Genomic DNA, 25,027 nt, shown 5'->3' with positions numbered 1-25,027 from the left:
GGTGTTTCGTTTGGCGTCCGAAGCCTAGACTCGCTGCATCGATTCCGCCCGTGCCGACGACGGCGCGGCTCCGGAGACTCACGGAGCAAACACGATGAAAACCATGAAGCTTGCGGCCTGCACGTTGCTGCTGGTCGGCTCGACTATCGCCGCCCAGGCCCAGGCCCACGCCGCGTCCACATTGACGCGCGGGGAAGTACGCCAGGAACTCGTGGAATTGCAGGCCGCCGGCTACCGGACGAGTCTCGCCAGCAGTCCCGACTTCCCGCAAAACATGCAGGCGATCATGCAGCGTGCCGCACAGGCGCGCGGCGACGCGGCCGGCTACGGCAGCGACGGCCATGCGAACGTGGAATCGGGGAAGCCGGCGCTGCCGCACGCGGTCGATCGCGACACGTACGCGCATCACTGAAGCGGGTGAACCGGGCCGGGCGCGTGAATACGCGACCAGCCGGCCCGCAGCCGGCTACCCGCCGCGCGACGCGCAGCGGGTTGCCGCCATCAAACGCTGAAGCGGTTCAGCGTATACGCGCGATAGGCCGCGACGAACGCGTCGAATGATCCGGCCTCCTTCGCTTCCAGCTCGGCCTGCTCGGCCAGCGACTTCGCCGCCAGCGCCTGCTCGGCGCGCATCGTCTCCGCCGACGGCGGGTTCGCACGGAAATGCGCGGCATGCGCTTCGCTGTGCGCGAGCGCGAACGCGAGGAACGACTGCCCGTTCTCGCGCATCTCCCGCAGCACGCGCGCCGACGGCGTGCGCTCCGGATCGGCAAGCTTCTCGCGCTGCGCGGCGATCGCACGTGCATGCTCGTCGCCGCCGCGGATCTCGTCGAGACGGCGCCCGACGGTTTCGATATCGGCCATCAGGTCGTCCGCCCATGCCTGCAGCGTGACCGCCTCGCCGTCGCGCATCAGCGTGAGCCCCGGCTTGCGGCCGTCCATCGTCACGCTCGCGAAGTTCGCATTTGCTTCCTTGTACGCGTCGCAGTCGAGCGCGGAGCTCTCGTCGAGCGCGCACGCGAGCAGGAACGCATCGATGAAGCGGGCGGTCTCGAGCGCGATGCCGGTCGGCTCGAACGGATCGATGTCGAGGCAGCGCACTTCGATGTACTGCACGCCGCGCGACGCGAGCGCATGCAGCGGACGCTCGCCCGAATACGTGATGCGCTTCGGACGGATCGTCGAATAGAACTCGTTCTCGATCTGCAACACGTTCGTGTTGATCTGGATCCATTCGCCGTCGCGATGCGTGCCAATCGCCTCGTACGGCGGATACGGCTCGCTCACGGCCGTCGACAGCGCGTCGAGATAGCCGGACAGCGTGTTGTAGTCGACGTGCAGCGCGGCCTGCGCGGTCGTGTTCGAGTAACCGAGGTCGCTCATCCGCAGGCTCGTCGCATACGGCCGGTACAGCGTGTCGGCATCGAACGTGTCGAGCTTGTGCGGCTTGCCGCGCAGGAATCTCGTGTCGAGCGCGGGCGACGCGCCGAACAGGTACATCAGCAGCCAGCTGCGACGGCGGAAGTTGCGGATCTGCGCGAGATAGCGCTCCGATTGGTAGTCGACGAGCGTGGCCGTCGAGCCTTCGTCCGCATGCAGGCGCCGCCACACTTCCTCGTGCAGCGAGTAGTTGTAGTGGATGCCGGCGATGCACTGCATCGTGCGGCCGTAGCGATGCGCGAGGCCGCGGCGGTACACCGTCTTCAGGCGGCCGATGTTCGACGTGCCGTAGTCGGCGATCGGGATTTCATCGTCGGCCGGCAACAGGCCCGGCATCGATTCGTTCCACAGCATCTCGTCGCCGAGCGACGCATACACGTAGCGGTGCAGATCGTCGAGGCGTTCGAGCGTGAGCGACGCATCGGGCTCCGCCGGCGTGATCAGTTCGATCAGCGCTTCGGAATAGTCGGTGGTCAATGACGGATGCGTGAGGGCCGAGCCGAGCGCGCGCGGATGCGGCGTAAACGCGATCATCCCGTCGCGCGTCACGCGCAGGCTTTCCTTTTCGATGCCGCGCAGGCCGTCGGGCAGATGCTGCCGCGTCGGGCCCGAGCTCAGCGCTTCGAGACGATTCAGCAGCAGTTCGGACTGGCGGTGAGTCATGGTGTTCGACATGGAGACGCAAGTGCGTGACGGACGCGCGCGGAACGCCGCGCGCGGCCGGCTGGATTATTGGTCGCTTCGTTGGTAGCGGGCACTTTAACATCTCGCCGAAACACGCGCTTGAGGTAGCTTTGCGCGGTGCGCGCCCGCCGCAGCGGGCCGCCGGGCGGGCCGATGGCGACGATCGCAGCGGGCGTGCCCGACGGTCGTCGGCACCACCGGACGCGGCGATCATGTGAAATTCGTCGGACGGAACGCGAACGGTTCGAACGGTGTGCGAGGCAGCGCCGACAGGTGCAACCCCCGCAGCCGAACCCGCCTGCGATATCGTCGACGCTCAGTCGACCGTACGCCGCGGGTGACCGGCGGCGTTGCGGCTTGATCTCCGTCAGCCGTCGCAACCGTGAGGACGCCCGACCGATCGCTGTCGGACCCGCGCCCGCCGCGGGTTGCATCGCGGCGTTGCCCGCTCGCGCTGCGGGCGGCCCGCCGCCCCGACCGTCATCCGCCGCGCGCGCCGCCTGCCCGGTCCGCCACGTCGTTCCACAGATGAAGCGCCGCATACGCGCGCCACGGACGCCAGCCTTCGGTACGGTGCTTCTGGCTCGCGAGCCGGTCGAGCGACGGATCGCGCGCGGCGATCGACTGCATCAGCACGAGATCCGACGCGGGCCACGCGTCGGGGTCGCGCCACGCACGCATCGCGATGTATTCGACGGTCCACGGGCCGATGCCGGGCAGATCGAGCCACGCGCGGCGCAAGGTCCCGAGGTCGGCCTGCGCGGGATCGAGCGGCACGTGGCCGCCCGCCACCGCGCGCGCCATGCCCGTCAGCGCCGCGGCCCGCTTGCCGGGCATCCCGATCTTCTCGAGATCGCATGCGGCGAGCGCGTCCGGCGTCGGGAAACGCCAGGCTGGCGCGCCATCCGGCGCCGGCATGCCGTCGTCGTCCACGACGCGCTCGCCGGCCCGCTGGACGAGCCGTCCGACGATCGTCGTGGCCGCCTTCACACTCACCTGCTGGCCGACGATCGCGCGCACCGCGAGCTCGAACCCCGACCAGGCGCCCGGCACGCGCAGCCCCGGCGCGGCCTCGACGAGCGGCGCGAACCACGGGTCGCGCGCCAGGCCGCCGCCGATCGCGGCCGGATCGGCGCCGAGATCGAACATCGACGCGACGCGACGCGCGAATGCGTCGTCGACATGGCGCGCGGCCGCCCCTTCGACCGTCGCGATCAGGCAATGCCGGCGCGGATGCTTCGTGACGGTGAGGCGGCCCGCGTCGCCGTTCAGATCGACGATGCGGCGATACACGCCGTCGACGACCTGTTCGACACCCGGAATCGCACGTCCGCTGAAGAAGCGCAGCACGCGCGCCCAGTCGTACGGCGCCTTGAAGCGCAGCGCCATCTGCGCGGACGGCGGCACCTGACCCCCGCTCGCGATCGACGTAATCGTGGTTATTTCGATGCTCAAACTGCGTTGCCCTCCGCAACGGCTTCGGTTTCATCGTCGCGCACACGGCGCGCCTCGGACGCGAGCAGCGTCGCCTTGCGGCGCACGCCCCAGCGATATCCGGCGAGCGCGCCGCCCTTCTGCACGACACGATGGCACGGAATCGCGAGCGCGACCGGGTTCGACGCGCAGGCCGATGCGACGGCGCGCACCGCACCCGGCGAGCCGAGCGCCTCGGCGATCTCCGAGTAGCTGCGCGTTTCGCCGTACGGGATGTGCGTCAGCGCTTCCCACACGCGCTGCTGGAACGCGGTCGGCGCGATGTCGAGCGGCAGGTCGAACGCGTGCCGCGTGCCGTCGAGGTACGCGCGGATCTGCGCGACGAACGGCGCGAGCCGCGACGGCGCTTCGACCAGCTCGGCGCGCGCAAACGCGTCCTTCAGTTCGTCGACGAGCGGCGCCGGTTCGTCGCCGAACGCGATCCGGCAGATGCCCTGTTCGGTCGCGGCGACGAGCACCGTGCCGAGCGGCGTCGATGCGGTCGCATAGTCGATCCGCAGGCCGGCGCCCTGGCGACGGAACGCGGACGGCGCCATCCCCAGCTCGCGCGGCACCGATGCGTAGAGCCGCGACGGCGAATTGAAACCCGCGTCGACCGCCGCCTGCGTGACCGGTTGCCCGCTTTGCAGCGCCTCGCGCAGCGCAGCGCCGCGCTGCGCGGCCTGGTACTGCCGCGGCGACACGCCGACCACGCGCTTGAACAGCCGCTGCAGGTGGAACGGGCTCACGTGCACGGCATCGCTCAACTGCTGCAGCGTGAGCCGCTCCGGATGCGCGTCGAGCGCCGCGCATGCGCGATTGACGATGTCGAGCTCGCGCGGCAGCCCCTCCGGCTGGCAGCGCTTGCACGGACGAAAGCCTGCCGCGCGCGCCGCGGCCGGATCGGCGAAGAAGGACACATGCTCGCGCCGCGGCAGCCGCGACGCGCAGCTCGGGCGGCAGAACACGCCGGTCGTGCGCACGCCATAGAAGAACGCGCCGTCCGCATGCGGATCGCGGGCGGTCACGGCGCCCCAGCGGGTATCGTCGGTCGGATAGGCGGTTTTCATCTGAACCTCGCACTCTCTAGTGTAGATGGTGCCTACTCTAGACATCGGCATGGGCCGTCGCGCCCTGAATCTTGCTCTGTGATTCGCATTGGCAAAACGGGGGACGCATCCAAATCGGTCGATCGGACGAAAAGCGGCGCGAGCGCGGCCCGGACGCCACTTTCGTCATCTTCCCGTCACCCTTTTGCTGCAGTGCGGCTGCGACAAATCCAGGGCAATCGCATGAAGGGGCTTACCAGCCAAGGAGTTGGGCGCGATAGTTATCGCTGGTGGCGGCCTTGAGCCGGCGGATTTTGAGCCCCGCTTTGGTTTGCGTATCCTTGCGCAGCAGGTTCATCGTGATGCGACGCAGAATGGCAAAGTTCTGCGCCGCATGTTCGACCCGCACCCTGCATTGATCTTCGCCGAACGCCACGTCGAGCACCCAGTGCATCGAGTTCTCGATCCGCCAGTGCGAGCGCACCGAATGCGCGATCCGCCCCGCATCGGGCGGTAGACTGCTCACGTAATACCGACGCTCGACGGATACCGTATCGCCGATCTCGCGTGTGGCCTCGACCATCGCGATCGAACGCATGCCCGGCCAGAGGGCGGCCGCGCGCCATGTGTTCATCACGTCACTGACCAGGCAACGACGCGTTTCGATCCGGCCGTGGTCCTTCTCGACTTCCCGATATTCGCTCGAACAGTCCCATCGATCAGCGCGATGGAGGCGATCGATGGCTTCAAGCGTCGAGCGAATTTCCACCAGCAGCGTCGGCTGGTTCTCTTTGACCGCCAACACATAATCGGCACCATTCGTGACCAGTTGCCGGGCAATCGCTTGCTGGCAACCCATCGCGTCGATCGTCACGATCGCGCCCTTGAGCAGCAGCGCATCGAGCAACTCCGGAATGGCCGTGATCTCGTTACTTTTGTCGGCCGTGCGCACCTGCCCCAATACAACGCCCAAGCCGCTTCCAAAGGCCGAAACAAGGTGGATGGCACGCTCGCCATTGCGATGCGAGCCGCGCACCGTCTTGCCGTCGATCGCAATGACCTCACCGGACAGGGTTGGAAACGCACGGCTCATCCAGCGTGTGAAGCACGCCTCGAACTGACGCGGGTTCAGAGCAGCGAACACCCGGCCAAACGTGTCGTGAGACGGGATGCCGTTGCGCAGCGTCACGTAGCCGCGTAGCCACTCCAGCTTCTCTTCCCCCCAGATCTGAATGGCCACCCAGCTATCGGCCCCCGACAGAATCGCGCACAGCGCCACGACCAGCATCTCTGACAAGTCGTGGGAGGGCGTTCGACTTCGCGGATCGCGCAACTCGCCGAACGCGTCTTCGATGCTCAGGGCTTGCGTTTCCTCCATCCGGTGCCTCCGCAAAAGATAGTAGTAAACGCTTGATTCGCTTCGGTTTACAACCCCGTCTGTAACTCCTTGATTGTTAACGCCCCTTCATGCGATTGCCCTGGCGACAAATCGCCGTCCTGACCATTTTTTACACTCGGAATATTGCAACGCACCATCGCCGTGTGTATAGTTGGAACTGTCTCCTCCATGTCTCCTCCTGATATGGATTAAGCCCGTTCCGCTCTGCGTGAACGGGCTTTTTTTCGTCCGTCGATCGGTGCGCGTTCCGGCATCCAGCGCCGGCGCGGTCTACACTCGGTGCACGCCATCCGTGAAGGAGTGCCTGCTCATGAAACCGACCATCCGCGCGATCGATCACGTCGTGCTGCGCGTGACCGACATGGCTGCGATGACGCGCTTTTACTGCGACGCCGTCGGCTGCCACGTGGAGAAGGAACAACCCGACCTGGGCCTCGTGCAACTGCGCGCCGGCGACGCGCTGATCGACCTGCTGTCGGTCGGCGGCCCGATCGACCGTCCCGACAGCGGCCCGCCCGGCACCGGCCGCAATCTCGACCATCTCTGCCTGCGCGTCGAGCCGTTCGACCCCGACGCGCTGATCGAGCATTTCGCCGCGCACGGCGCGCGCCCGGGCGCCCCCGCCGAGCGCTACGGCGCCGGCGGCTACGGGCCGTCGATCTATCTGTTCGATCCCGAAGGGAACATGCTGGAATTCAAGGGGCCGCCCGCCGCGGTCGGCTGAGCGCCGGCCGTCACGCGCCGGCGCGCGCCTTCAGCACGGTCCATTCGACCGCAACCGGATCGTGGTCGGCGCTCGAGATCCACGCAGCGCCGTCCTGCACCGTGCATTGAAGACGCATCGTGCGCTCGGCGAGGCGCCCGAGCGCGGCCGCGACGCCGTCGGCCAGCGACAGCACCTGCACGTTGCGCAACCGCTCCACCTTGCTGCGCACGCCCTGCCACCAGATGTCCGAGGCCTTGCCGCCGTATGCGATCACCGTGACCTGCCCGGCGCGGCCCGCCGCCTTCGAGATGCGCCGTTCGTCGGGCTGGCCGGCCTCGATCCATACGTCGATCGCGCCCGTCAGGTCCTTTTGCCACAGATCCGGCTCGTCGACGTCCGACAGCCCCTTGGAGAATTCGAGACGCTCGTGCGCGAACAGCGCGAACGCGACGATGCGCACCATCATCCGGTCGTCGGTTTCCGACGGGTGACGGGCGACCGTCAATGCGTGATCGGCGTAGTAGTGCCGATCCATGTCGGCGATTTGCAGCTCGGCTTTGTAGATCGTGGATTTCAGCGCCATGCGGATACGGCCCGGGCGGGCATTCGGTTCGGTGGGTCGTGATGATACCGAATGCACGCCGCCCGGCACGCGACGGGCGCGCCACAGCACGACGGCCCGGCATCGGCCGGGCCGCGTTTTGGCCGCGCCGCCGGCGCATCAGGCCGGCCTGCGGGGGGCGCGAGAGGTGTGCGTGCGGTTACTGCTTGACGAAGCGCGAATCGGTCCAAAGACCTTGCTGGTCGCTGTTGTCGGCGCTGACGAACTGAACGTCGCCCTGGTCGACCGACACCACGCGGAAGCGCTGGCCTTCCGGCACCGACAGGCAACGGTAGTCGTCGAAGTACTGCTGCTTCGCCTGCGACTTGCCGTCACGCTCGTGGTTCAGTACGGAGTCCAGATTGTCCTTCGACAGACAACCCCATGCATTCTTCGTCAGCTGGATTTCCTGCTTCGGCTGGACAGCCGCATCGCCGCCCGCCTGGGCGATCGACACCACGGAAAATGCACCGACGAGGGCAAAAAGGACACCGGTTCGCTTCATCATGTTTTTTGTCTCCAGGCTTGCGGGCACCAGGCTGGGTTAGCTATGTGTTTAAAGGTGATCGTGAACCCGCGCTTTTCACTTTAGAAGACCGGCAAGCGATATCAAGCACATTTGTTGTGCGATCGCAATAGCGGCGAATTGTCGCACCCGGTGCGCACCCGGTTTTTCGCGTGTCGCGCATGTGCGCCGATGTCGCCCGGCTCGCGGACCGGCGCTCCTCGCCGGTTGCAAAGCATTGTGCAGCAACGCTTTCAGCAAAGTTACAATCGGGCGATTGAACGGTTTGGATAATTCATTTCAATATCGGGATTATTTTGGTGCGCCGCACACAAAGTCGTCCGAAACAATATGAATTTACCGCAGTGCGGGATCACATTTACCTGATACAAGAAAAATGCCAGGTAAAGCGCGTTCGTATTTACCCGTATTTTTGGAGTGAACCGCGCACCCGCGGCAGCGGGGCCGCGGGGCCGCGGGCTTTTTCGTCGTGTTTTTTACCCGGCTTTATTCACGCCGCTTGTGGCCCCTCGAAATAATCGCGCTGGAAAATGCACATGCGATACGCGTTGTGATACGCGCCGTTTCCGAAAAATTCTTCCTTCAATTCCGCCTCGTGCTGGAATCCGCATTTTTCGTACACGTGGATGGCCGCCGCATTCGACGTATCGACGATCAGGTACAGCTTGCGCATGTTCAGCACCTTGAACGCATATTGGATCGCGAGGCGCGTCGCCTGCCCGGCATAGCCGCGCCCCTGGCATTGGGGCGCGATGATGATCTGGAACTCACCGCGACGGTGGATGTAGTCGAGCTCGATCAGCTCGACGAGGCCGACGAGTTCGTCCTGCGGATCGACCGCGACGAAGCGGCGCTCACGCTGGTCGTGCACGTGGCGGTCATACAGTTGCGACAGCTCGGAGAAGGTTTCGTACGGCTCCTCGAACCAGTAGCGCATGATCTTCGCGTCGTTGTTCAGTTCGTGAACGAAGCGCAGGTCCTGGCGCTCCAGCGGCCGCAATGCAAGCGTGTGTTTGTCGTTCTGGAGTTGCATGTTCGTGTCCTTTTTGGATACCCGCGGTGCGTGAAACACCCGTGACGCGCTACCGCGAACGGGAGCGTTCCGCGCTGCAAGAAGTTGACCGCGGGCGAAGTTCAGAGCCTAGAATGAGAGCAAGGGTTCCTGCCGCCGCAAGGAGGCTATTGTGATCGAGCAAGTCATACTCGGCATCTTTCTCGTGCTGCCACTCGTGATCGTGGCTGCGCTGTTCTCCGACGAACTGTGGCAGGAACATCGGCGCCAGCATCCGCGCGACGAAAACGCACCGCATATCGACTGGAAGCATCCGTGGCGTCGCGTGCGGCGCGGGCACTGAGTCGATCGCCTTCCCCGCGGTGCATCCGTCCGGGCCGGTCGCCCCGAACGGTGCCGCCTTCCGCTACGAACCGATTCCCGCTCAACCAGCGAGACGCCGACGTGAACGACAAACCCGCTCTCCCTCCGCACGATATCCCCGGCGAAGCGATCGACCTGCAGATCGCCGACGTGCTGGCCGCCGTCCGCTACCCCGCGAACAAGGATTCGATCGTCGACGCCGCGCGCGATGCCGGCGCGAGCAACGAAGTGCTGTCGATGCTCGACGGCCTGCCCGAACAGGACTATGCGGACGTCGATGCCGTCACGCGCTGGGTCGCCGGCAACTTCGGCCCCGGCCTCGGTATTTGAGCGCGCACCAATAACGAGATAGGATCGGGCCGCACCGATCGCGTCGCGGCCGGATGCATGCCGCCCGGCGCCAAGACCGGGCGTTTCCGCACAAGCGCCCGGGGGAATCCATGGAAGGAATTCTGATCCAGCACACGACGCGTCGTCAGCTGTGGTTCGGCGCGCTGACGGCGCTCGTCATCGTGCTCGCGCTCGGGATCGCCGCGCCACACGCGAACGTCGCGCTGCCGGCCGTCGAGCCGTTCATGCCGATGTGCGCGCTGACCGTATTCACCACCGCGAGCATCGCCGCATTCTTTCTTGGCGCGCAGTTCACCGTGACGCGCCAGCCCGTGCTCGGTGCGCTCGGCGGCGCCTATGCGTTCACCGCGCTCGCCGTCGCGCTCCAGCTGCTGACCTTTCCCGGCGTGTTCGCGCCGCATGGGCTGTTCGGCGCACAACCGCAAAGCGCCGCGTGGATGTGGATCTTCTGGCACGCGGGCTTCCCCGGTTTCGTCATGGTCGCGCTGCTCGCGCGCGCTCGGCTGGCGCGCGCGCCGATCGGCGCTCGGCAGACGCGCTGGTGGACGCTCGCGCTGGTCGGCGGGCCCGCTGTCGCCGCCGGGCTGCTGTGCCTGTTCGCGCTGAACGTATCGCTGCCGCCCGCGTTTCATCCGCCAGGCAATGCGGCCGTGCTGCCTGTGAACGGCGTCGCGCTCGTCGTGTGGATGCTCAATGCGCTGGCGCTCGTCGCCGTGCTGGTCTCCGGCCGGCTGCGCACGACCCTCGACCTCTGGCTCGCGATCGCGGTGCTCGCGTGCCTTACCGATACGACGCTGAACCTGTTGAGCACCCATCGTTTCACGATCGGCTGGTATCTCGCGCGCGTGTTCAGCATGTTCACGCCGGGCATACTCGTGTGTGTGCTCGCATGGGAAGTGACGATGCTGTATCAGCGGCTGTTCGAGGCGCACACGATGCTGATCCGCTCCTCCGCACGCGACGGGCTGACGGGCGCGTTCAACCGCAGCCACTTCAACGATCACTTCCACACGCTGTTCCTGCAGGCACGGCGACAGGGCGAACCGCTGTCGCTGCTGATGGTCGACGTCGATCACTTCAAGGCATACAACGACGCGTTCGGTCACGTGAAGGGCGATGCGTGCCTGATCGCGGTCGCGAATGCGCTGGCCGGTGCGGTCCGGCGGCCGGCGGATATCGTCGCGCGCTACGGCGGCGAGGAGTTTGCGATCGTGCTGCCGAACACCGGCGCGCGCGGTGCGCGGCTCGTTGCCGAGGAAGCACGCGACGCCGTGCTGCGGCTCGATCTCGCGATGCCTTCGTCGCCGGCAGGACGCGTGAGCGTCAGTGTCGGCTGCGCGACCGTGTCGGTCGACGAGCTGTCGACGCCCGATGCATTGATCGAAGCCGCCGATGCCGCGCTGTATCACGCGAAGGATGCGGGGAGAAACCGCGTCGTCGCGGCGTGAAATCGTCTGCTGATTCGCGATTTGTTACGGTCATTGTGACCGGAATAATCCGCCGTTACGCATTCCAGCGCGGGGAAACGATCGCTTACACGCCGTGTTGAGCGCGCTCGCTATGCTCGGTTCATGTCGAATCCGAGCAGGTGAACGCGATGAAGAAAACCCTTTTGCTGATTGCCGGTGTGGCCGTGCTGTTGAGCGGCTGCATCGTGGTGCCGGATGGCGGCGGGTATTACGGTGGTGGCGGGTATTACCATCATCATCGGCATTGGGATTGATGACGGGAAAGGGTTCGGACGCGTCGACATGCAGGTGTAGCGGCAGCATCGACGGTCCGGGCCCCAACCCGATCAAGCCGGCCTGACCGGCTCCGCATGCATCAGAAATCCCCGCACCTGTAACGCAGGGAGCGTCTCGCCATGAAGATGTTCGAGCCGCGCATCCTTGCTCCCGTCCTTGACGGGATTACCGGGCGAACACGGAATGTCCGCACCGTGGGGGCCATCGTGAGAGCATGCGCTCACTTCCCGATACAGAACCGGCTAAAGATCACCCCCAGCAGATCATCGGAAGTGAACTCCCCGGTAATCGCATTGAGTTGTTCCTGCGCGAGCCGCAGCTCCTCCGCGAACAGATCGAGCGACTGCGCCCGCTGCTCCGCATGATCCGCCGCCTGCGCGAGATGCTCCTGCGCGGCCCGCAGCGCGATCAGATGCCGCTCGCGCGCGAGATATACCCCTTCGGCCCCCGCCTGCCACCCGGCGATCCGCAGCAGTTCCGCGCGCAGCATGTCGATCCCGTCGCCGCGCTTCGCCGACAGATGCACCTCGGTCAGATCGCCTTCCGCGGCCGGATGCTCGACGCGCGCCGCCATGCCGGTGAGGTCCGTCTTGTTCAGCACGCGCACCACCGGCACGCCGCCCGGAAACCGCGCGGCGATCACCTCGTCGTCCGCCGTCATCCCCGTGCGCGAATCGAGCAGATGCAGCACAACGTCCGCGCGCTCGATCTCGCTCCAGGTGCGCGCAATCCCGATCCGCTCGACTTCGTCCTCCGTCTCGCGCAGCCCGGCCGTATCGATGATGTGCAACGGAATCCCCTCGACCTGGATCGTCTGCGCGACCTTGTCGCGCGTCGTGCCCGCGATCGGCGTGACGATCGCCAGCTCCGCGCCGGCGAGCGCATTCAGCAGCGACGACTTGCCGACGTTCGGCTGCCCCGCCAGCACGATCGACAGCCCCTCGCGCAGCAGCGCACCCTGCCGCGCGTCGCCGAGCACGTGCACGAGTTGCTCGCGGATCTTCGCGAGCTTGCCGCGCGCATCGGCCGCTTCCAGGAAGTCGATTTCCTCTTCCGGGAAATCGAGCGTCGCCTCGACCAGCATCCGCAGCGTGATCACGTCCTCGACCAACGCATGAATCTGCCGCGAGAACGCGCCGTCGAGCGAGCGCCCGGCGGAGCGCGCCGCCGCTTCGGTGCTCGCCTCGATCAGGTCGGCGACAGCCTCGGCCTGCGCGAGATCGAGCTTGTCGTTCAGGAACGCGCGCCGCGTGAACTCGCCCGGCTGCGCGAGCCGCAGCCCGAAGCCGCGGCCTGCATCCAGGCAGCGTTGCAGCAGCAGCTGCATCACGATCGGCCCACCATGCCCCTGCAGTTCCAGCACGTGCTCGCCGGTGTACGAATGCGGCGCGGGGAAATACAGCGCGATCCCGCGGTCGAGCGGCGCGCCGTGCTCGTCGAGGAACGGCACGTAGCTCGCATGGCGCGGCGCGAGCCGCTGCCCGCACAACGCGTCGATCAGCGGGAGCGCGGCCGCCTCGCCGCCGCGCCCGAACGACACGCGGACGACGCCGATGCCGCCCCGGCCGGCAGCGGTGGCAATGGCGACGATCGGATCGGAATCGGTAGCGAGCATGAGAATCGGACGAATCGGGTAAGCGGACAGTGAATGGGGCGCCCGCACAACAGTCGGGCATCGGGACGCCGGCATTGTAGCGTGCCGGCCCGCACGCCACCGGATGCCACCTCGGTTTCGAACTCGGCCGAATTTATCCCGATAGAGCTAAGTCAAGTATCAATTCCGGCCAGCCGCATACTGTCCATTTCGGACTAATATGCCTGTCGGAGTGGCTCGACGCTGGGGCCCCCAAATCCGCCGCACACTCCGCGACGGGTTGGGATTCATCCGAACAAGCTATCTTTAGCTTATATGGTTGTCTGAGACGCGTCGGTAGAATTGCACAATCACCCCCATGCCGACACCCGAAGAAAAAGCAGCGTTCTCGGAACGCCTGAAATTCGCCTTGCGGCGCAGCCCGGAGAAGATCACCGGTGCGACGGAACTCGCGAACCGGTTCAATCTGCGTCACCGCGGTGCGCAGCCGGTTTCGCCGCAAACCGCGCACAAATGGCTGACGGGCCGCACGATTCCGACGCCGGACAAACTCGAAACGCTCGCCAGCTGGTTGCGCGTGGAACTGCACTGGTTGCACTACGGCCCGTCGCCGAGCGTGATCGAGCACACGACGCCGCAACCGCTGCCGCGTGACGAGCGCTATCCGCCGACGCCCGAGACGATCGAACTCGCGTCGAAGATCGAGGCGCTCCCGCCGCATCAGCGTTACCTCGTTCAGGAATTGATCGAGCAGTTCTACGGCGGCGAACCGAAAATCGAAGCGAAGAAGGCCTGAACGGCAGCGGCCGGCGTACACGCGCCCCCGCGCCGCTTCCCGGAAACAAAAAAGCCGCATGGTTCGCACCATGCGGCTTTTTCACTTGCATCGCGGGCGGCTGGCCGCCCGCGTGTGCCACGGGCGTCAGGCCGGCTTCTTCTTGACCCCGCCGAGCTTGCGCGTGATGTAGTACTGCTGCGCGATCGACAGCACGTTGTTCACGACGTAGTACAGCACCAGGCCAGCCGGGAAGAAGAAGAACATCACCGAGAACGCGATCGGCATGAACTTCATCATCTTCGCCTGGACCGGGTCCGGCGGCGTCGGGTTCAGGCTCGTCTGCACGAACATCGAGACGGCCATCAGCACCGGCAGGATGAAGAACGGATCGCGCTGCGACAGGTCGTGAATCCACAGAATCCACGGCGCGCCGCGCATCTCGACCGACGCGAGCAGCACCCAGTACAGCGAGATGAACACCGGGATCTGGATCACGACCGGCAGGCAGCCGCCGAACGGATTGACCTTCTCGGTCTTGTACAGCTCCATCAGCGCCGAATTCATCTTCTGCGGATCGCTCTTGAAGCGTTCGCGCAGCGCCTGCATGCGCGGCGTGATTTCCTTCATGCGTGCCATCGACTTGTAGCTCGCGGCCGACAGCGGGAAGAACACGGCCTTGATCAGCACCGTCAGCAGCACGATCGCCCAGCCCCAGTTGCCGACATAGCCGTGGATCTTCTCGAGCAGCCAGAACAGCGGCTTCGCGATGATCGTCACCCAGCCGTAGTCCTTCACGAGTTCCAGGCCCGGCGCGATGCCTTCGAGCATGCGCTCTTCTTCCGGACCGGCGAACAGGCGCGCCTGCACGTCGGCCGACTGGCCCGGAGCGATCGCGGCGACCGGCTGCTTCACGCCGACGCGATACAGCGTCGGATCGATCTTTTCAGCGTAGATGTCGCGCTTCGCGCCCTGCTGCGGAATCCAGGCCGACGCGAAGTAGTGCTGCACCATCGCGACCCAGCCGTTGTCGGCGGCCTTCTCGAAGTTCGCCTTGTTCTTGTCGAGGTCGCTGAAGTCGATCTTCTGGAAGTGCTTCGCGTCCGTGTAGACCGCCGGCCCGAGGAACGTGTGCGAGAACATCGGCGTTTCGACGGCCGTGTTGTCGCGCACCAACTCCATGTAGACCGTCGGCGTGACAGGCGCCGTGCCGACGTTGTCGATCTTGGTGTCGACGCCGATCACGTAGCTGCCGCGCGTGAACGTGTAGGTCTTCACGACCTTCACGCCGCCCTTCACCGGCGATTCGAACGACAGCTTCAGCGCGTTCTGGTCGCCCGTCAGCGACGTCGGGCCCGCATTGACCTGCGTGTAGACGTCGTTGTGATTCGGGAAGTCGCCGCCGAGCAGGCCCGTGCGCGCGAGATACGTGTGGCCGGCCGTGTGGTCGAACAGCGTGATGTACAGGTCCGGCTGCTTGCCGTCGCCCTGCTTCTTCAGCGTCAGCTTCGCGAGCGTGCCGCCGCGCGTGTCGATTTCGCCGTCATATACGTCGGTCGAGAACTTCACGAGCTGCGCCTGCGCGGCCGGTGCCGTCGTCGACGGTGCGGTGCCCGCCGCGGCGGCAGGCACTTCACCTGCGGTCGTCGTCGTCGCGCCCGTGCCCGATGCGCCGCCGGCAGCGGCGGGGGCCGTCTGCGTGGCGCTCGGGAAGAACATCGACGGGCGTCCATGGTCCCGCTGCCAGTTGTCGTACAGCATGACAGCTGACATGAAGAAGATCACCCATAGGACGGTGCGTTTGATATCCATGCGTTGTCTCAGAGTCGATGGGACCGCGCGTCGGCTTCGCCGCGAGCGCGAGTGTCGGAGTTGGGCGGCGGGACGAGGTCGACGCCGCCCGCGGAAAACGGGTGGCATCGGCACACGCGCCTGACGGCGAGATACGTGCCGCGCGCGGCGCCATGATACTGGATTGCCTCGCGCGCGTAATCCGAACAGGAAGGATAAAAACGGCAACGGTTGCCGAGCATCGGGCTCACGGCAACCTTGTAGAAGCGCAGCAAGGCGATCAATACCGTTTCCATACCTTGGGCGGCGCCGTTCGACGCCGCGTCAAAACCGGCCGGGCGGGCGCGAACGCCGCACCGGGCACAGATGCGTCACTCGGACGCGGGCTTCGACGCCCGGCGCGCGATCTCCCGGACTGCCCTGTCGAGCAGTTCGCGGATTTCGGCCGCGCACATCGCCGCGAGCGGGGCGGAAGCCGCGCTCGGCAGCGCTTTCTTGTCGAAGCGCGTGTGCTGCCGCAGCAGCAGGTCGTAACCGGCGAATTCGGCCCGGCGCAAGCGAAACGCATCGCGCGCCAGCCGCTTCACGAGGTTACGCGTTACTGCACGCGGCGCATACTTCTTGCCGACGACGAGCCCCAGACGGGCAGGCTGACCGGTCGGCTTGCCGTAGATCACAAAGTGCGCGGAGCGCCGCCAGGGGCGCAAACGAAAAACGGATGAAAATTCATCCGTTTTCAGAAGTCGTGCAGCTTTCGGGAAGGCGGCTTTCGTCTGCGACGGATTCGCACCCGGCTCGACGGTACCTTCCGCAGGACTGCGGACGGCGGACACAGCGCGCAACCTGCCTTAGATGGCGAGGCGCTTGCGGCCCTTCGCGCGGCGAGCGTTGATGACCTTGCGGCCACCTGCCGTCTTCATGCGGACACGGAAGCCATGGGTGCGCTTGCGGCGCGTCACGGACGGTTGGTAAGTACGTTTCATGATGTTCTCACTTGTTCGAGAATGTCGAAATTCAGGGGACCGCGTGCCCTTAACCGGAGGCATTCGGGCGAACGCAATCGCCGGGAATACAGGATTGGTTTTCGCGGAACCCGCTATTTAAACCGTTTTTCTCTTGGCGGTCAATACTTTAGGAGTCGCACGCCTGTGCCGGCCCCGCCCGATCCGGCCCCGCGCCCCACAACCGCAGCCTGTGGATAAGTCCCGCTGTGGCCGCGTTTGGCGTTAGAATCTCGCCTTATCTCCAAGAATCCCGCACGCCGCTTCGGCCCGCGCCTGCCCCTCCACACTGTGACGCAGGCGTCCGACGCACGCTCGCACGACCGCTTCGGGCCTTGTTGCGCCACCGCGACAAGGGCGCCGGCGAGCCGCGCTGTGCATGCAAAAAACGACAGCTACTTGATGAACGATTTCTGGCAACACTGTTCCGCACTGCTGGAGCGCGAGCTGACGCCCCAGCAGTACGTGACGTGGATCAAACCCTTGGCCCCGGTGGCCTTCGATGCGTCGGCGAACACGCTGTCCATCGCCGCGCCGAACCGCTTCAAGCTGGACTGGGTCAAGAGCCAGTTTTCGGGCCGGATCTCCGATCTGGCCCGGGATTTCTGGAATGCGCCGGTCGAAGTCCAGTTCGTCCTCGATCCGAAAGCCGGCATGCGCAGCGCCGCCGCGCACGCCGCGCCGGCCGCCCAGCGCGCGCCGCTGACACCGAACGGCCCCGCCGCGACGGTCGCCGCGATCGCCGCCAACCTGGCCGCGAATGCCGGTGCCGCGCCCAGCGCGCCGGCCGACGTGCCGATGACGGCGTCGGCGGCCGCCGCGCACCACCTGAACGCCGACGACGCCGACATCGACCTGCCGAGCCTGCCCGCGCACGAAGCGGCCGCCGGGCGCCGTACCTGGCGTCCGGGCCCGGGCGCCGCGCCCGCGAACGGCGGTGAAGCCGATTCGATGTACGAACGTTCGAAGCTGAACCCGGTGCTCACGTTCGACAACTTCGTGACCGGTAAGGCGAACCAGCTCGCACGCGCCGCCGCGATCCAGGTCGCGGACAACCCCGGCATCTCGTACAACCCGCTGTTCCTGTATGGCGGCGTCGGCCTCGGCAAGACCCACCTGATCCACGCGATCGGCAACCAGCTGCTGCTCGACAAGGCCGGCGCGCGGATCCGCTACATCCACGCCGAGCAATACGTGTCCGACGTGGTGAAGGCATACCAGCGCAAGGCGTTCGACGACTTCAAGCGCTACTACCACTCGCTCGACCTGCTGCTGATCGACGATATCCAGTTCTTCTCCGGCAAGTCGCGCACGCAAGAGGAATTCTTCTACGCGTTCGAGGCGCTCGTCGCGAACAAGGCGCAGGTGATCATCACCAGCGACACGTATCCGAAGGAGATCTCGGGCATCGACGATCGCCTGATCTCGCGCTTCGACTCGGGCCTCACCGTCGCGATCGAGCCGCCCGAGCTCGAGATGCGCGTGGCGATCCTGATGCGCAAGGCGCAGTCGGAAGGCGTGAACCTGTCGGAGGACGTCGCGTTCTTCGTCGCGAAGCACCTGCGCTCGAACGTGCGCGAACTCGAAGGCGCGCTGCGCAAGATCCTCGCGTATTCGAAGTTCCACGGCCGCGAGATCTCGATCGAGCTGACCAAGGAAGCGCTGAAGGACCTGCTGACCGTGCAGAACCGGCAGATTTCGGTCGAGAACATCCAGAAGACCGTCGCCGACTTCTACAACATCAAGGTCGCCGACATGTATTCGAAGAAGCGTCCCGCGAACATCGCGCGGCCGCGGCAGATCGCGATGTACCTGGCGAAGGAACTCACGCAGAAGAGCCTGCCCGAGATCGGCGAGCTGTTCGGCGGGCGCGACCACACCACCGTGCTGCACGCCGTGCGCAAGATCGCCGACGAGCGCAGCAAGGACGCGCAGCTCAACCACGAGCTGCACGTGCTGGAACAGACGCTGAAGGGCTGAGCGCGCGGGCGCCCTTGATAATTCGGCATCCGCCCCAAATTAAGGGGGGCGGTTCGGTTTTGAGGCACAATACAGGTTTGACCGCCCCGGCGGCGGCCGGCCAAGAGCCCGGCTGGCGGGGCGCTGCGTGGCTGCTGCGCTGCAGGCCGTTACTCAACGAAGGAACTCTATGCAACTGGTCAAGACCGAACGAGACACACTCCTCAGGCCGCTGCAAACGGTCAGCGGCATCGTCGAACGCCGCCATACGTTGCCGATCCTCGCCAACCTGCTGATCACCAAGAACGGCCCGGACGTTTCTTTCCTGTCGACCGACCTGGAGCTGCAGATCACCACGCGCGCCGATTTCGGCGTCGGCGGCGACCAGGTGGCCACCACCGTCGCGGCCCGCAAGCTGCTTGACATCCTGCGCGCGATGCCTGACGGCCAGGTCACGCTGTCGCTCGCCGACAAGCGCCTCACCGTTCAATCGGGCAAGAGCCGCTTCGCACTGCAGACGCTCGCGGCCGACGAGTTCCCGACCGTCGCGCAGGCGAAGGATTTCGGCGCGACCCTGACCGTCCCGCAGAAGTCGTTCCGCCAACTGCTCGGCATGGTGCACTTCGCGATGGCGCAGCAGGACATCCGCTACTACCTGAACGGCATGCTGCTCGTCGTCGACGGCGATCAGCTGATGGCCGTGGCCACCGACGGCCACCGCCTCGCGTTCTCGTCGATGAAGCTCGAAGGCGGCACGTTCGGCCGCCAGGAAGTCATCGTGCCGCGCAAGACGATTCTCGAGCTGCAGCGCCTGCTCGAAGACATCGACGACACCGTCACCATCGACATCGCGCAAACCCAGGCCAAGTTCACGTTCGGCCAGGTCGAGCTCGTGTCGAAGCTGGTCGAGGGCAAGTTCCCCGACTTCCAGCGCGTGATCCCGAAGGCGCACAAGAACACGTTCGAGATCGGCCGCGAAGAGCTGCAGCGTTCGCTGCAACGCGCGGCAATCTTGACGTCCGACAAATTCAAGGGCGTGCGCTGCATCATCGCGCCGGGCCAGTTGAAGATCATGTCGACCAACGCCGATCAGGAAGAGGCGCAGGAAGAACTGGAAATCGCGTACCAGGGCGATACCGTCGACATCGGCTTCAACGTCACGTATCTGCTCGACGTGCTCGCGAACCTGAAGGTCGACACCGTGCAGGTGAGCCTCGGCGACGCCAGCTCGAGCGCGCTGATCACCGTGCCCGAGAACGACGAATTCAAGTATGTCGTGATGCCGATGCGCATCTGACGCGCTCGACATCGCGACACACACCAGGGGGCGGCAAGCCCCTTTGGCGTTTTTATGGCGAACCGACAACCCGTCCCTTTGGTGCCTTTTCGGCGCCCCGACGGGCCAGGAAACTGGAGCGGCCGGCCTGGGCGGCCCCGCGCTTTCCCTCGCTGAAACGCACCGCGCCGCCACGAGAGTGGCCTCGCAGAACCGGAAGATATCCATGAGTGAACAGCACAATTCGCAACCCGATAACAGCAGCTACGGCGCTTCGTCGATCCAGATCCTCGAAGGTCTGGAAGCGGTGCGCAAGCGGCCCGGGATGTACATCGGCGACACGTCGGATGGCACCGGTCTGCACCACCTCGTGTTCGAGGTGCTCGACAACTCGATCGACGAAGCGCTGGCCGGGTACTGCAACGACATCCACGTGACGATTCACGCCGACAACTCGATTTCCGTGACCGACAACGGCCGCGGGATTCCGACCGACGTGAAGATGAACGACAAGCACGAGCCGAAGCGCAGCGCCGCCGAGATCGTGATGACCGAGCTGCACGCCGGCGGCAAGTTCGACCAGAACAGCTACAAGGTGTCCGGCGGCCTGCACGGCGTGGGCGTGTCGTGCGTGAACGCGCTGTCGAGCTGGCTGCGCCTGACCGTGCGCCGCAACGGCAAGAAGCATTTCATGGAGTTCCATCGCGGCGTCGCGCAGGAGCGCGTGCTCGAGAAGGTGGACGGCGTGGAAGTGTCGCCGATGCTGGTGACCGGCGACACCGAGAACCGCGGCACCGAAGTGCACTTCATGGCCGATCCGACGATCTTCGGCACGGTTGAATACCACTACGACATCCTCGCGAAGCGGATGCGCGAGCTCTCGTTCCTGAACAACGGCGTGAGGATTCGCCTGACCGACCTGCGTTCGGGCAAGGAAGACGACTTCGCGTTCGCCGGCGGGGTGAAGGGTTTCGTCGAGTACATCAACAAGACGAAGACCAACCTGCACCCGACCATTTTCCACGCCAACGGCGAGAAGGATGGCGTCGGCGTCGAAGTGGCGATGCAGTGGAACGACAGCTACAACGAGAACGTGCTGTGCTTCACGAACAACATTCCGCAGCGCGACGGCGGCACGCACCTGACCGGCCTGCGGGCCGCGATGACGCGCGTCATCAACAAGTACATCACCGACAACGAAATCGCGAAGAAGGCGAAGGTCGAGACGACCGGCGACGACATGCGTGAAGGGTTGTCGTGCGTGCTGTCGGTGAAGGTGCCGGAGCCGAAGTTCAGTTCGCAGACGAAGGACAAGCTGGTGTCGTCCGAAGTGCGGGCGCCGGTTGAAGAAGTCGTCGCGAAGGCGCTGGAAGAGTTCCTGCTCGAAACGCCGCTCGATGCGAAGATCATCTGCGGGAAGATCGTCGAAGCCGCGCGTGCGCGCGATGCGGCGCGCAAGGCGCGCGAAATGACGCGCCGCAAGGGCGTGCTCGATGGCGTCGGCCTGCCGGGCAAGCTCGCGGATTGCCAGGAGAAAGACCCGGCCAAGTGCGAAATCTACATCGTCGAGGGCGATTCGGCAGGTGGGTCGGCGAAGCAAGGGCGTGACCGGAAGTTCCAGGCGATCCTGCCGCTGCGCGGCAAGGTGCTGAACGTCGAGAAGGCGCGCTACGACAAGCTGCTGTCGTCGGAGCAGATCGTCACGCTCGTGACCGCGCTCGGGTGCGGCATCGGCAAGGACGATTACAACCTCGACAAGCTGCGCTATCACCGCATCATCATCATGACCGACGCGGACGTCGACGGTGCGCACATCCGCACGCTGCTGCTCACGTTCCTCTATCGCCAGATGCCGGACATGATCGAGCGCGGGTATGTGTATATCGCGCAGCCGCCGCTTTACAAGATCAAGGCGGGCAAGGACGAGCGGTATCTGAAGGACGATACGGAGCTGAACGCGCATATGCTGCGGTTGGCGCTGCAAGGGTCGGAGCTGGTGCCTGGCGAGAATGCAGCGGCGATTTCCGGCGATGCGCTTGGCGAGCTGGCGCGGTCGTACCTGCTGTCGAAGAGCGTGATCGAGCGGTTGAGCCGGTTGTATGACCCGGCCGCGCTGGAAGCGGTCATGGATGGGGTGGCGATCGATCTTTCCAACGAGGCTTCGACGGAGGCTTCGGCGAAGGCTCTGCATGCCGCGCTGCATGATGATGCGCTGAAGAACGAAGTTCGTGTGGTGCCTTCGTATGACCCGGTTCGTGAACAACGGTCGCTGCATATCGAGCGGACGCATCACGGGAATGTGCGGGTTTCGGTCATCGATCAGGAGTTCCAGCACACGGCGGATTATCAGCAGCTTGTGGCTACCGCGAATACGTTCACGGGGCTTATTGGGGAAGGGGCGGTCATCAAGCGTGGTGAGCGCAGCATGGCTGTGAACGACTTCAAGAGCGCGATGAAGTGGCTGCTCGCGGATGCTGAACGCAACGTCTCCAAACAACGCTATAAGGGGCTCGGCGAGATGAACCCCGGGCAGCTGTGGGAAACGACGATGGATCCGGCGGTGCGGCGGTTGCTGCGTGTGCAGATCGAGGATGCGATTGCGGCGGATGGGATCTTTACTACCCTCATGGGGGATGATGTCGAGCCGCGGCGGGCGTTTATTGAGAGCAATGCGTTGCGGGCGGGGAATATTGACGTTTGATTAAGATAACGTAGATATCCACCAACAACTCGCATATTTAAACAAAGCCGACGTTCGTCGGCTTTTTAAATACTATTGGCAAGATGGATGTGAAATTTATGCGCAACGAAGCCTGCTCACAAATTCACTTTCGGCCAACCGACGATTCGATCATCAATCAGCTTCCATCTCACCAACAGCCAATACAGCAATTCAAGACATACAACAATCACTGAAATTAACCGAGGTCGCCACATGAGCAAGAATGACTATTCTAGTCGTGAAAGTTGCGCCGATCCTCTATCAGTAGTGCGTGGCTGGCCCATCAAGAAAATCCCCTTAAACAAAATAAAATCAAAAGAAAATTTCGCATCTGACGAAATATTTCAAAACAAATACATTGGATATTTAAGAGGAAAGCTAATTGCCTATGCCACTCGCGAACCGATAATCAATATAAAGCCCGGCTTTTTCAAACCCAAAAAGCTAGACGGCGGATTCGATTACATCATAGACGAAATCGATTCCAGTCACATTTCCGCCATGTCATATTTAATTCAGCGAGGTGATCGGCAACCGCTCTATATTTACAAAAATCCAAACAAGTCAGATTCACATCACTATGTTTGCCCAGACGACGTCTCCACCTACTTTGCCTATCAAAATCTCGGAATCGAGATCGTTCCAGTAGTTTTACTCGACAATCCTAGCGACATCAAAGAATCCGCAATTGGAATAAAAACTATAATCTCATCGAAAATTGGACCAATATCCTACATGAGCAACACCGTTGGCGTGACTCATGACTTGGTGCCATCCTTTTTTGAACTAGACCGCCCAGAAGATGCAACATCAATTGACAGAATAATCGAAGCCGTTGATTTTGCGAGAAATAAAGTCAGAAATTTCCATCGCGACGGCGATGAGGTAATGCACTACCATCATACGCTGCATTCCGTTTTGCTTAGGGTCAGGGAGTCCCTAGTTTCAATAAAAATTCTATTTGAGAATGGGCTTCACCTAAATTCCATCTCCATCCTAAGAAGTCTATATGAACTCGCCCTGACTTTTTACGTGGATTGGCTGGCCCCCACGGAGATGTATCGATACTTGCAACTTGCGGCAGTTGAAAATCAAAAGAAATGGGAGGAGCGCTGCAAGAACATGTACAAAGACGAAGTAAAAAGAAGGGAGCTCTCAGAGCAAGATGCGAAACTACTTACTGACGGTCACATTCGCGCGTACAGACTTGCCAGTGTAATCAGCGAGAAAGCGAGGATTTTTCCATTTGGCATCGATCATCACCGAGATATTTACGAATTTCTTTCGGACATAACTCATCACGACTTTAGTATGATCGCACGCTACACATACACACTCGAACACGGAGACAGCGTCGTGTTTGCCGAAGATGCAAAACGAACAGTAATCCATTTTGCCGACTTACTGTCTGCCTCAATCGTAACAAGAATACTTGGAGATACTGGAGTCATCGATAATCCATCGCCTTAATGGCGATTAACTTGACCCTGACCCAAGAAATAGTCCGGTTCAAAAGTAGAGAAATTCGGCATGATGTGTCCAAGCGGACACGAAGGCCATGCCATGAAGACGAGCAAGTTCACAGAAGAGCAGATGGCATTTGCACTGAAGCAAGCCGAGTTGGGGACGAAGGTCGAAGAGATCTGCCGCAAGCTCGGAATCAGCGAGGCGACTTTCTACAACTGGAAGAAGAAATTCGGAGGTCTGGGGCCTTCTGAGTTGCGCCGCTTGCGCCAGCTCGAACAGGAAAACGCGAAGTTGAAGCGGCTCGTAGCAGACCTGAGCCTGGACAAGGCCATGCTGCAGGACGTACTCGCAAAAAAGCTCTGAAGCCTTCCCGTCGGCGCATGTTGATCGATGAGTTGCGTGATCGCTATCGAACCAGCCTGACGAAGACGTGCGCGTTGTTTGGCATGTCTCGTTCGCTGTATCGGTATCAGTCGGTTGCGCGCGATTCGTCGGCGCTGCTCATGCGTATCAAGGAAATCACCGCCACGCGCGTGCACTACGGGTATCGACGCGTTCACGTGGTCCTGCGACGGGAAGGCTGGCGAGATAATTGCAAGCGCGTCTACAGGCTGTATCGTGCGGAGGGCCTGTCACTGCGGCATAAGCGACCACGACGTAACAAATCGGCTCGGCTGCGACAGCCCAAGCACATCGTGACCGCGATCAACGAAATCTGGAGCATGGATTTCGTTGCAGATGCACTGTTCGATGGGCGACGCCTTCGGACTCTGACCGTCGTCGACAACTACACACGGGAATGTTTGGCCATCGAGGTCGGACAAAGTCTGAAGGGGGAGCATGTGGTCGAAGCGCTGATGCGTATTACTGCCACGCGTGGGCACCTCGCCACGATCAAGGTCGACAATGGCAGCGAGTTCATCTCGAAGGCAATGGATCGCTGTGACCTGCTCCCCGCGTTTAGTACGGTGACGGTGTAGAGTCCGTTCGAGAGAGGAACGGCAATGAAAAAGCGATTCACCGAAGAACAAATCATCGGCATCTTGAAGGAAGCCGAAGCTGGCTTGAAGCCGGCGGAGCTGTGCCGCAAGTA

General features: G+C 63.6%; 24 protein-coding genes and 1 pseudogene. 13 read left to right on the top strand and 12 right to left on the bottom strand.

Features of this window, described 5'->3' with window-relative positions; all coding sequences use genetic code 11:
- Positions 1-94: 94 nt before the first annotated feature.
- A complete protein-coding gene (locus SB786_RS00125; RefSeq protein WP_410725651.1) occupies positions 95-412 on the top strand; it encodes a DUF4148 domain-containing protein in 318 nt (105 codons plus the stop codon).
- An 89-nt stretch (positions 413-501) separates the two neighbouring features.
- Here the strand turns inward: SB786_RS00125 and gshA are convergent, their stop codons facing one another.
- The 4 genes from gshA to SB786_RS00105 form a co-directional block, all read right to left on the bottom strand.
- Positions 502-2,115 (bottom strand): glutamate--cysteine ligase, encoded by a 1,614-nt coding sequence (gene gshA, locus SB786_RS00120; protein WP_410725650.1) that lies wholly within the window; start codon positions 2,113-2,115, stop codon positions 502-504.
- Between the two features lie 489 nt (positions 2,116-2,604).
- Positions 2,605-3,579, bottom strand: a complete 975-nt coding sequence (locus SB786_RS00115) for a DNA-3-methyladenine glycosylase family protein (protein WP_410725649.1) — start codon at positions 3,577-3,579, stop codon at positions 2,605-2,607.
- Complete coding sequence (ada, locus tag SB786_RS00110) at positions 3,576-4,667, bottom strand: bifunctional DNA-binding transcriptional regulator/O6-methylguanine-DNA methyltransferase Ada (protein WP_410725648.1); 1,092 nt, start codon at positions 4,665-4,667, stop codon at positions 3,576-3,578. Before ada ends, SB786_RS00115 begins: the two co-directional genes overlap by 4 nt.
- Positions 4,668-4,899: 232 nt before the next feature.
- Positions 4,900-6,024 carry an ISAs1 family transposase gene (locus SB786_RS00105; protein ID WP_410725647.1) on the bottom strand — a complete coding sequence of 375 codons (1,125 nt, stop codon included), beginning with the start codon at positions 6,022-6,024 and terminating at the stop codon, positions 4,900-4,902.
- Between the two features lie 331 nt (positions 6,025-6,355).
- On the opposite strand from SB786_RS00105, the gene SB786_RS00100 reads away from it, so the two are divergent.
- Positions 6,356-6,769, top strand: coding sequence for a VOC family protein (locus SB786_RS00100; RefSeq protein WP_410725646.1), 414 nt, complete (start codon positions 6,356-6,358; stop codon positions 6,767-6,769).
- Between the two features lie 10 nt (positions 6,770-6,779).
- Here the strand turns inward: SB786_RS00100 and SB786_RS00095 are convergent, their stop codons facing one another.
- The 3 genes from SB786_RS00095 to speG form a co-directional block, all read right to left on the bottom strand.
- A complete protein-coding gene (locus SB786_RS00095) occupies positions 6,780-7,334 on the bottom strand; it encodes a YaeQ family protein (protein ID WP_006756945.1) in 555 nt (184 codons plus the stop codon).
- 178 nt (positions 7,335-7,512) lie between these two features.
- The gene (gene sap1 / locus SB786_RS00090; protein ID WP_175657142.1) at positions 7,513-7,860 is read right to left on the bottom strand and encodes a surface attachment protein Sap1; all 348 of its coding nucleotides are present in this window, start codon (positions 7,858-7,860) and stop codon (positions 7,513-7,515) included.
- 508 nt (positions 7,861-8,368) lie between these two features.
- Entirely contained in the window at positions 8,369-8,911 is a 543-nt protein-coding gene (speG, locus tag SB786_RS00085; RefSeq protein WP_410725645.1) for a spermidine N1-acetyltransferase, read from the bottom strand.
- A 151-nt stretch (positions 8,912-9,062) separates the two neighbouring features.
- Here speG and SB786_RS00080 point away from each other — a divergent pair, with 151 nt between their 5' ends.
- The 4 genes from SB786_RS00080 (at position 9,063) to SB786_RS00065 (ending at position 11,327) form a co-directional block, all read left to right on the top strand.
- Positions 9,063-9,233, top strand: coding sequence for a hypothetical protein (locus tag SB786_RS00080; RefSeq protein WP_006489933.1), 171 nt, complete (start codon positions 9,063-9,065; stop codon positions 9,231-9,233).
- Between the two features lie 101 nt (positions 9,234-9,334).
- The gene (locus SB786_RS00075) at positions 9,335-9,583 is read left to right on the top strand and encodes a DUF2795 domain-containing protein (RefSeq protein WP_410725644.1); all 249 of its coding nucleotides are present in this window, start codon (positions 9,335-9,337) and stop codon (positions 9,581-9,583) included.
- A 110-nt stretch (positions 9,584-9,693) separates the two neighbouring features.
- On the top strand, positions 9,694-11,052 hold the full coding sequence (locus tag SB786_RS00070) for a diguanylate cyclase (RefSeq protein ID WP_410725643.1): 1,359 nt from the start codon (positions 9,694-9,696) through the stop codon (positions 11,050-11,052).
- Between the two features lie 149 nt (positions 11,053-11,201).
- Positions 11,202-11,327, top strand: a complete 126-nt coding sequence (locus tag SB786_RS00065) for a hypothetical protein (RefSeq protein WP_006750105.1) — start codon at positions 11,202-11,204, stop codon at positions 11,325-11,327.
- A 242-nt stretch (positions 11,328-11,569) separates the two neighbouring features.
- Here SB786_RS00065 and mnmE read toward each other — a convergent pair whose 3' ends face one another.
- On the bottom strand, positions 11,570-12,964 hold the full coding sequence (mnmE, locus tag SB786_RS00060; protein WP_410725642.1) for a tRNA uridine-5-carboxymethylaminomethyl(34) synthesis GTPase MnmE: 1,395 nt from the start codon (positions 12,962-12,964) through the stop codon (positions 11,570-11,572).
- Between the two features lie 337 nt (positions 12,965-13,301).
- On the opposite strand from mnmE, the gene SB786_RS00055 reads away from it, so the two are divergent.
- Positions 13,302-13,739 (top strand): helix-turn-helix domain-containing protein, encoded by a 438-nt coding sequence (locus SB786_RS00055; RefSeq protein ID WP_006750108.1) that lies wholly within the window; start codon positions 13,302-13,304, stop codon positions 13,737-13,739.
- 126 nt (positions 13,740-13,865) lie between these two features.
- On the opposite strand, the gene yidC is transcribed toward SB786_RS00055, so the two are convergent.
- From yidC to rpmH, 4 genes are all read right to left on the bottom strand, one after another.
- Positions 13,866-15,530 carry a membrane protein insertase YidC gene (gene yidC, locus SB786_RS00050; protein WP_410725641.1) on the bottom strand — a complete coding sequence of 555 codons (1,665 nt, stop codon included), beginning with the start codon at positions 15,528-15,530 and terminating at the stop codon, positions 13,866-13,868.
- An 8-nt stretch (positions 15,531-15,538) separates the two neighbouring features.
- Positions 15,539-15,805: a membrane protein insertion efficiency factor YidD gene (gene yidD / locus SB786_RS00045; protein ID WP_040142602.1), complete on the bottom strand. Its 267-nt coding sequence runs from the start codon at positions 15,803-15,805 to the stop codon at positions 15,539-15,541.
- A gap of 75 nt (positions 15,806-15,880) precedes the next feature.
- Complete coding sequence (gene rnpA, locus SB786_RS00040) at positions 15,881-16,342, bottom strand: ribonuclease P protein component (RefSeq protein WP_006756936.1); 462 nt, start codon at positions 16,340-16,342, stop codon at positions 15,881-15,883.
- A 15-nt stretch (positions 16,343-16,357) separates the two neighbouring features.
- The gene (gene rpmH, locus SB786_RS00035) at positions 16,358-16,492 is read right to left on the bottom strand and encodes a 50S ribosomal protein L34 (RefSeq protein WP_004198824.1); all 135 of its coding nucleotides are present in this window, start codon (positions 16,490-16,492) and stop codon (positions 16,358-16,360) included.
- Between the two features lie 420 nt (positions 16,493-16,912).
- On the opposite strand from rpmH, the gene dnaA reads away from it, so the two are divergent.
- From dnaA to SB786_RS00005, 6 genes and pseudogenes are all read left to right on the top strand, one after another.
- Complete coding sequence (gene dnaA / locus SB786_RS00030; protein WP_244097666.1) at positions 16,913-18,490, top strand: chromosomal replication initiator protein DnaA; 1,578 nt, start codon at positions 16,913-16,915, stop codon at positions 18,488-18,490.
- Positions 18,491-18,659: 169 nt separating this feature from the next.
- Positions 18,660-19,766 (top strand): DNA polymerase III subunit beta, encoded by a 1,107-nt coding sequence (gene dnaN / locus SB786_RS00025; protein ID WP_006756934.1) that lies wholly within the window; start codon positions 18,660-18,662, stop codon positions 19,764-19,766.
- A 205-nt stretch (positions 19,767-19,971) separates the two neighbouring features.
- Positions 19,972-22,446, top strand: coding sequence for a DNA topoisomerase (ATP-hydrolyzing) subunit B (gyrB, locus tag SB786_RS00020; protein ID WP_175761265.1), 2,475 nt, complete (start codon positions 19,972-19,974; stop codon positions 22,444-22,446).
- Positions 22,447-22,680: 234 nt separating this feature from the next.
- Positions 22,681-23,937 carry a DUF5677 domain-containing protein gene (locus SB786_RS00015; protein WP_410725640.1) on the top strand — a complete coding sequence of 419 codons (1,257 nt, stop codon included), beginning with the start codon at positions 22,681-22,683 and terminating at the stop codon, positions 23,935-23,937.
- 93 nt (positions 23,938-24,030) lie between these two features.
- A pseudogene (locus tag SB786_RS00010) lies at positions 24,031-24,875 on the top strand (IS3 family transposase); the annotation flags it as partial.
- Positions 24,876-24,938: 63 nt separating this feature from the next.
- Positions 24,939-25,027 (top strand): transposase (locus SB786_RS00005; protein WP_287772346.1); only part of this gene is annotated, 89 nt, incomplete at its 3' end.

Origin of the sequence: Burkholderia sp. SIMBA_062, from assembly GCF_046534765.1 — a bacterium.
GTDB lineage: Bacteria > Pseudomonadota > Gammaproteobacteria > Burkholderiales > Burkholderiaceae > Burkholderia > Burkholderia ambifaria.
Note: the sequence above shows the minus strand (reverse complement) of the source record. Positions and strands in the feature narration are given on the sequence as shown.

Bases quoted from the DNA above. Each gene is read 5' to 3' on its own strand.
- SB786_RS00125 (WP_410725651.1), top strand. From the start codon at position 95: ATGAAAACCATGAAGCTTGCGGCCTGCACGTTGCTGCTGGTCGGCTCG.
- gshA (WP_410725650.1), bottom strand. From the start codon at position 2,115: ATGTCGAACACCATGACTCACCGCCAGTCCGAACTGCTGCTGAATCGT.
- ada (WP_410725648.1), bottom strand. From the start codon at position 4,667: ATGAAAACCGCCTATCCGACCGACGATACCCGCTGGGGCGCCGTGACC.
- SB786_RS00105 (WP_410725647.1), bottom strand. From the start codon at position 6,024: ATGGAGGAAACGCAAGCCCTGAGCATCGAAGACGCGTTCGGCGAGTTG.
- SB786_RS00100 (WP_410725646.1), top strand. From the start codon at position 6,356: ATGAAACCGACCATCCGCGCGATCGATCACGTCGTGCTGCGCGTGACC.
- SB786_RS00095 (WP_006756945.1), bottom strand. From the start codon at position 7,334: ATGGCGCTGAAATCCACGATCTACAAAGCCGAGCTGCAAATCGCCGAC.
- sap1 (WP_175657142.1), bottom strand. From the start codon at position 7,860: ATGATGAAGCGAACCGGTGTCCTTTTTGCCCTCGTCGGTGCATTTTCC.
- speG (WP_410725645.1), bottom strand. From the start codon at position 8,911: ATGCAACTCCAGAACGACAAACACACGCTTGCATTGCGGCCGCTGGAG.
- SB786_RS00070 (WP_410725643.1), top strand. From the start codon at position 9,694: ATGGAAGGAATTCTGATCCAGCACACGACGCGTCGTCAGCTGTGGTTC.
- SB786_RS00065 (WP_006750105.1), top strand. From the start codon at position 11,202: ATGAAGAAAACCCTTTTGCTGATTGCCGGTGTGGCCGTGCTGTTGAGC.
- mnmE (WP_410725642.1), bottom strand. From the start codon at position 12,964: ATGCTCGCTACCGATTCCGATCCGATCGTCGCCATTGCCACCGCTGCC.
- SB786_RS00055 (WP_006750108.1), top strand. From the start codon at position 13,302: ATGCCGACACCCGAAGAAAAAGCAGCGTTCTCGGAACGCCTGAAATTC.
- yidC (WP_410725641.1), bottom strand. From the start codon at position 15,530: ATGGATATCAAACGCACCGTCCTATGGGTGATCTTCTTCATGTCAGCT.
- yidD (WP_040142602.1), bottom strand. From the start codon at position 15,805: ATGGAAACGGTATTGATCGCCTTGCTGCGCTTCTACAAGGTTGCCGTG.
- rpmH (WP_004198824.1), bottom strand. From the start codon at position 16,492: ATGAAACGTACTTACCAACCGTCCGTGACGCGCCGCAAGCGCACCCAT.
- dnaA (WP_244097666.1), top strand. From the start codon at position 16,913: ATGAACGATTTCTGGCAACACTGTTCCGCACTGCTGGAGCGCGAGCTG.
- dnaN (WP_006756934.1), top strand. From the start codon at position 18,660: ATGCAACTGGTCAAGACCGAACGAGACACACTCCTCAGGCCGCTGCAA.
- gyrB (WP_175761265.1), top strand. From the start codon at position 19,972: ATGAGTGAACAGCACAATTCGCAACCCGATAACAGCAGCTACGGCGCT.
- SB786_RS00015 (WP_410725640.1), top strand. From the start codon at position 22,681: ATGAGCAAGAATGACTATTCTAGTCGTGAAAGTTGCGCCGATCCTCTA.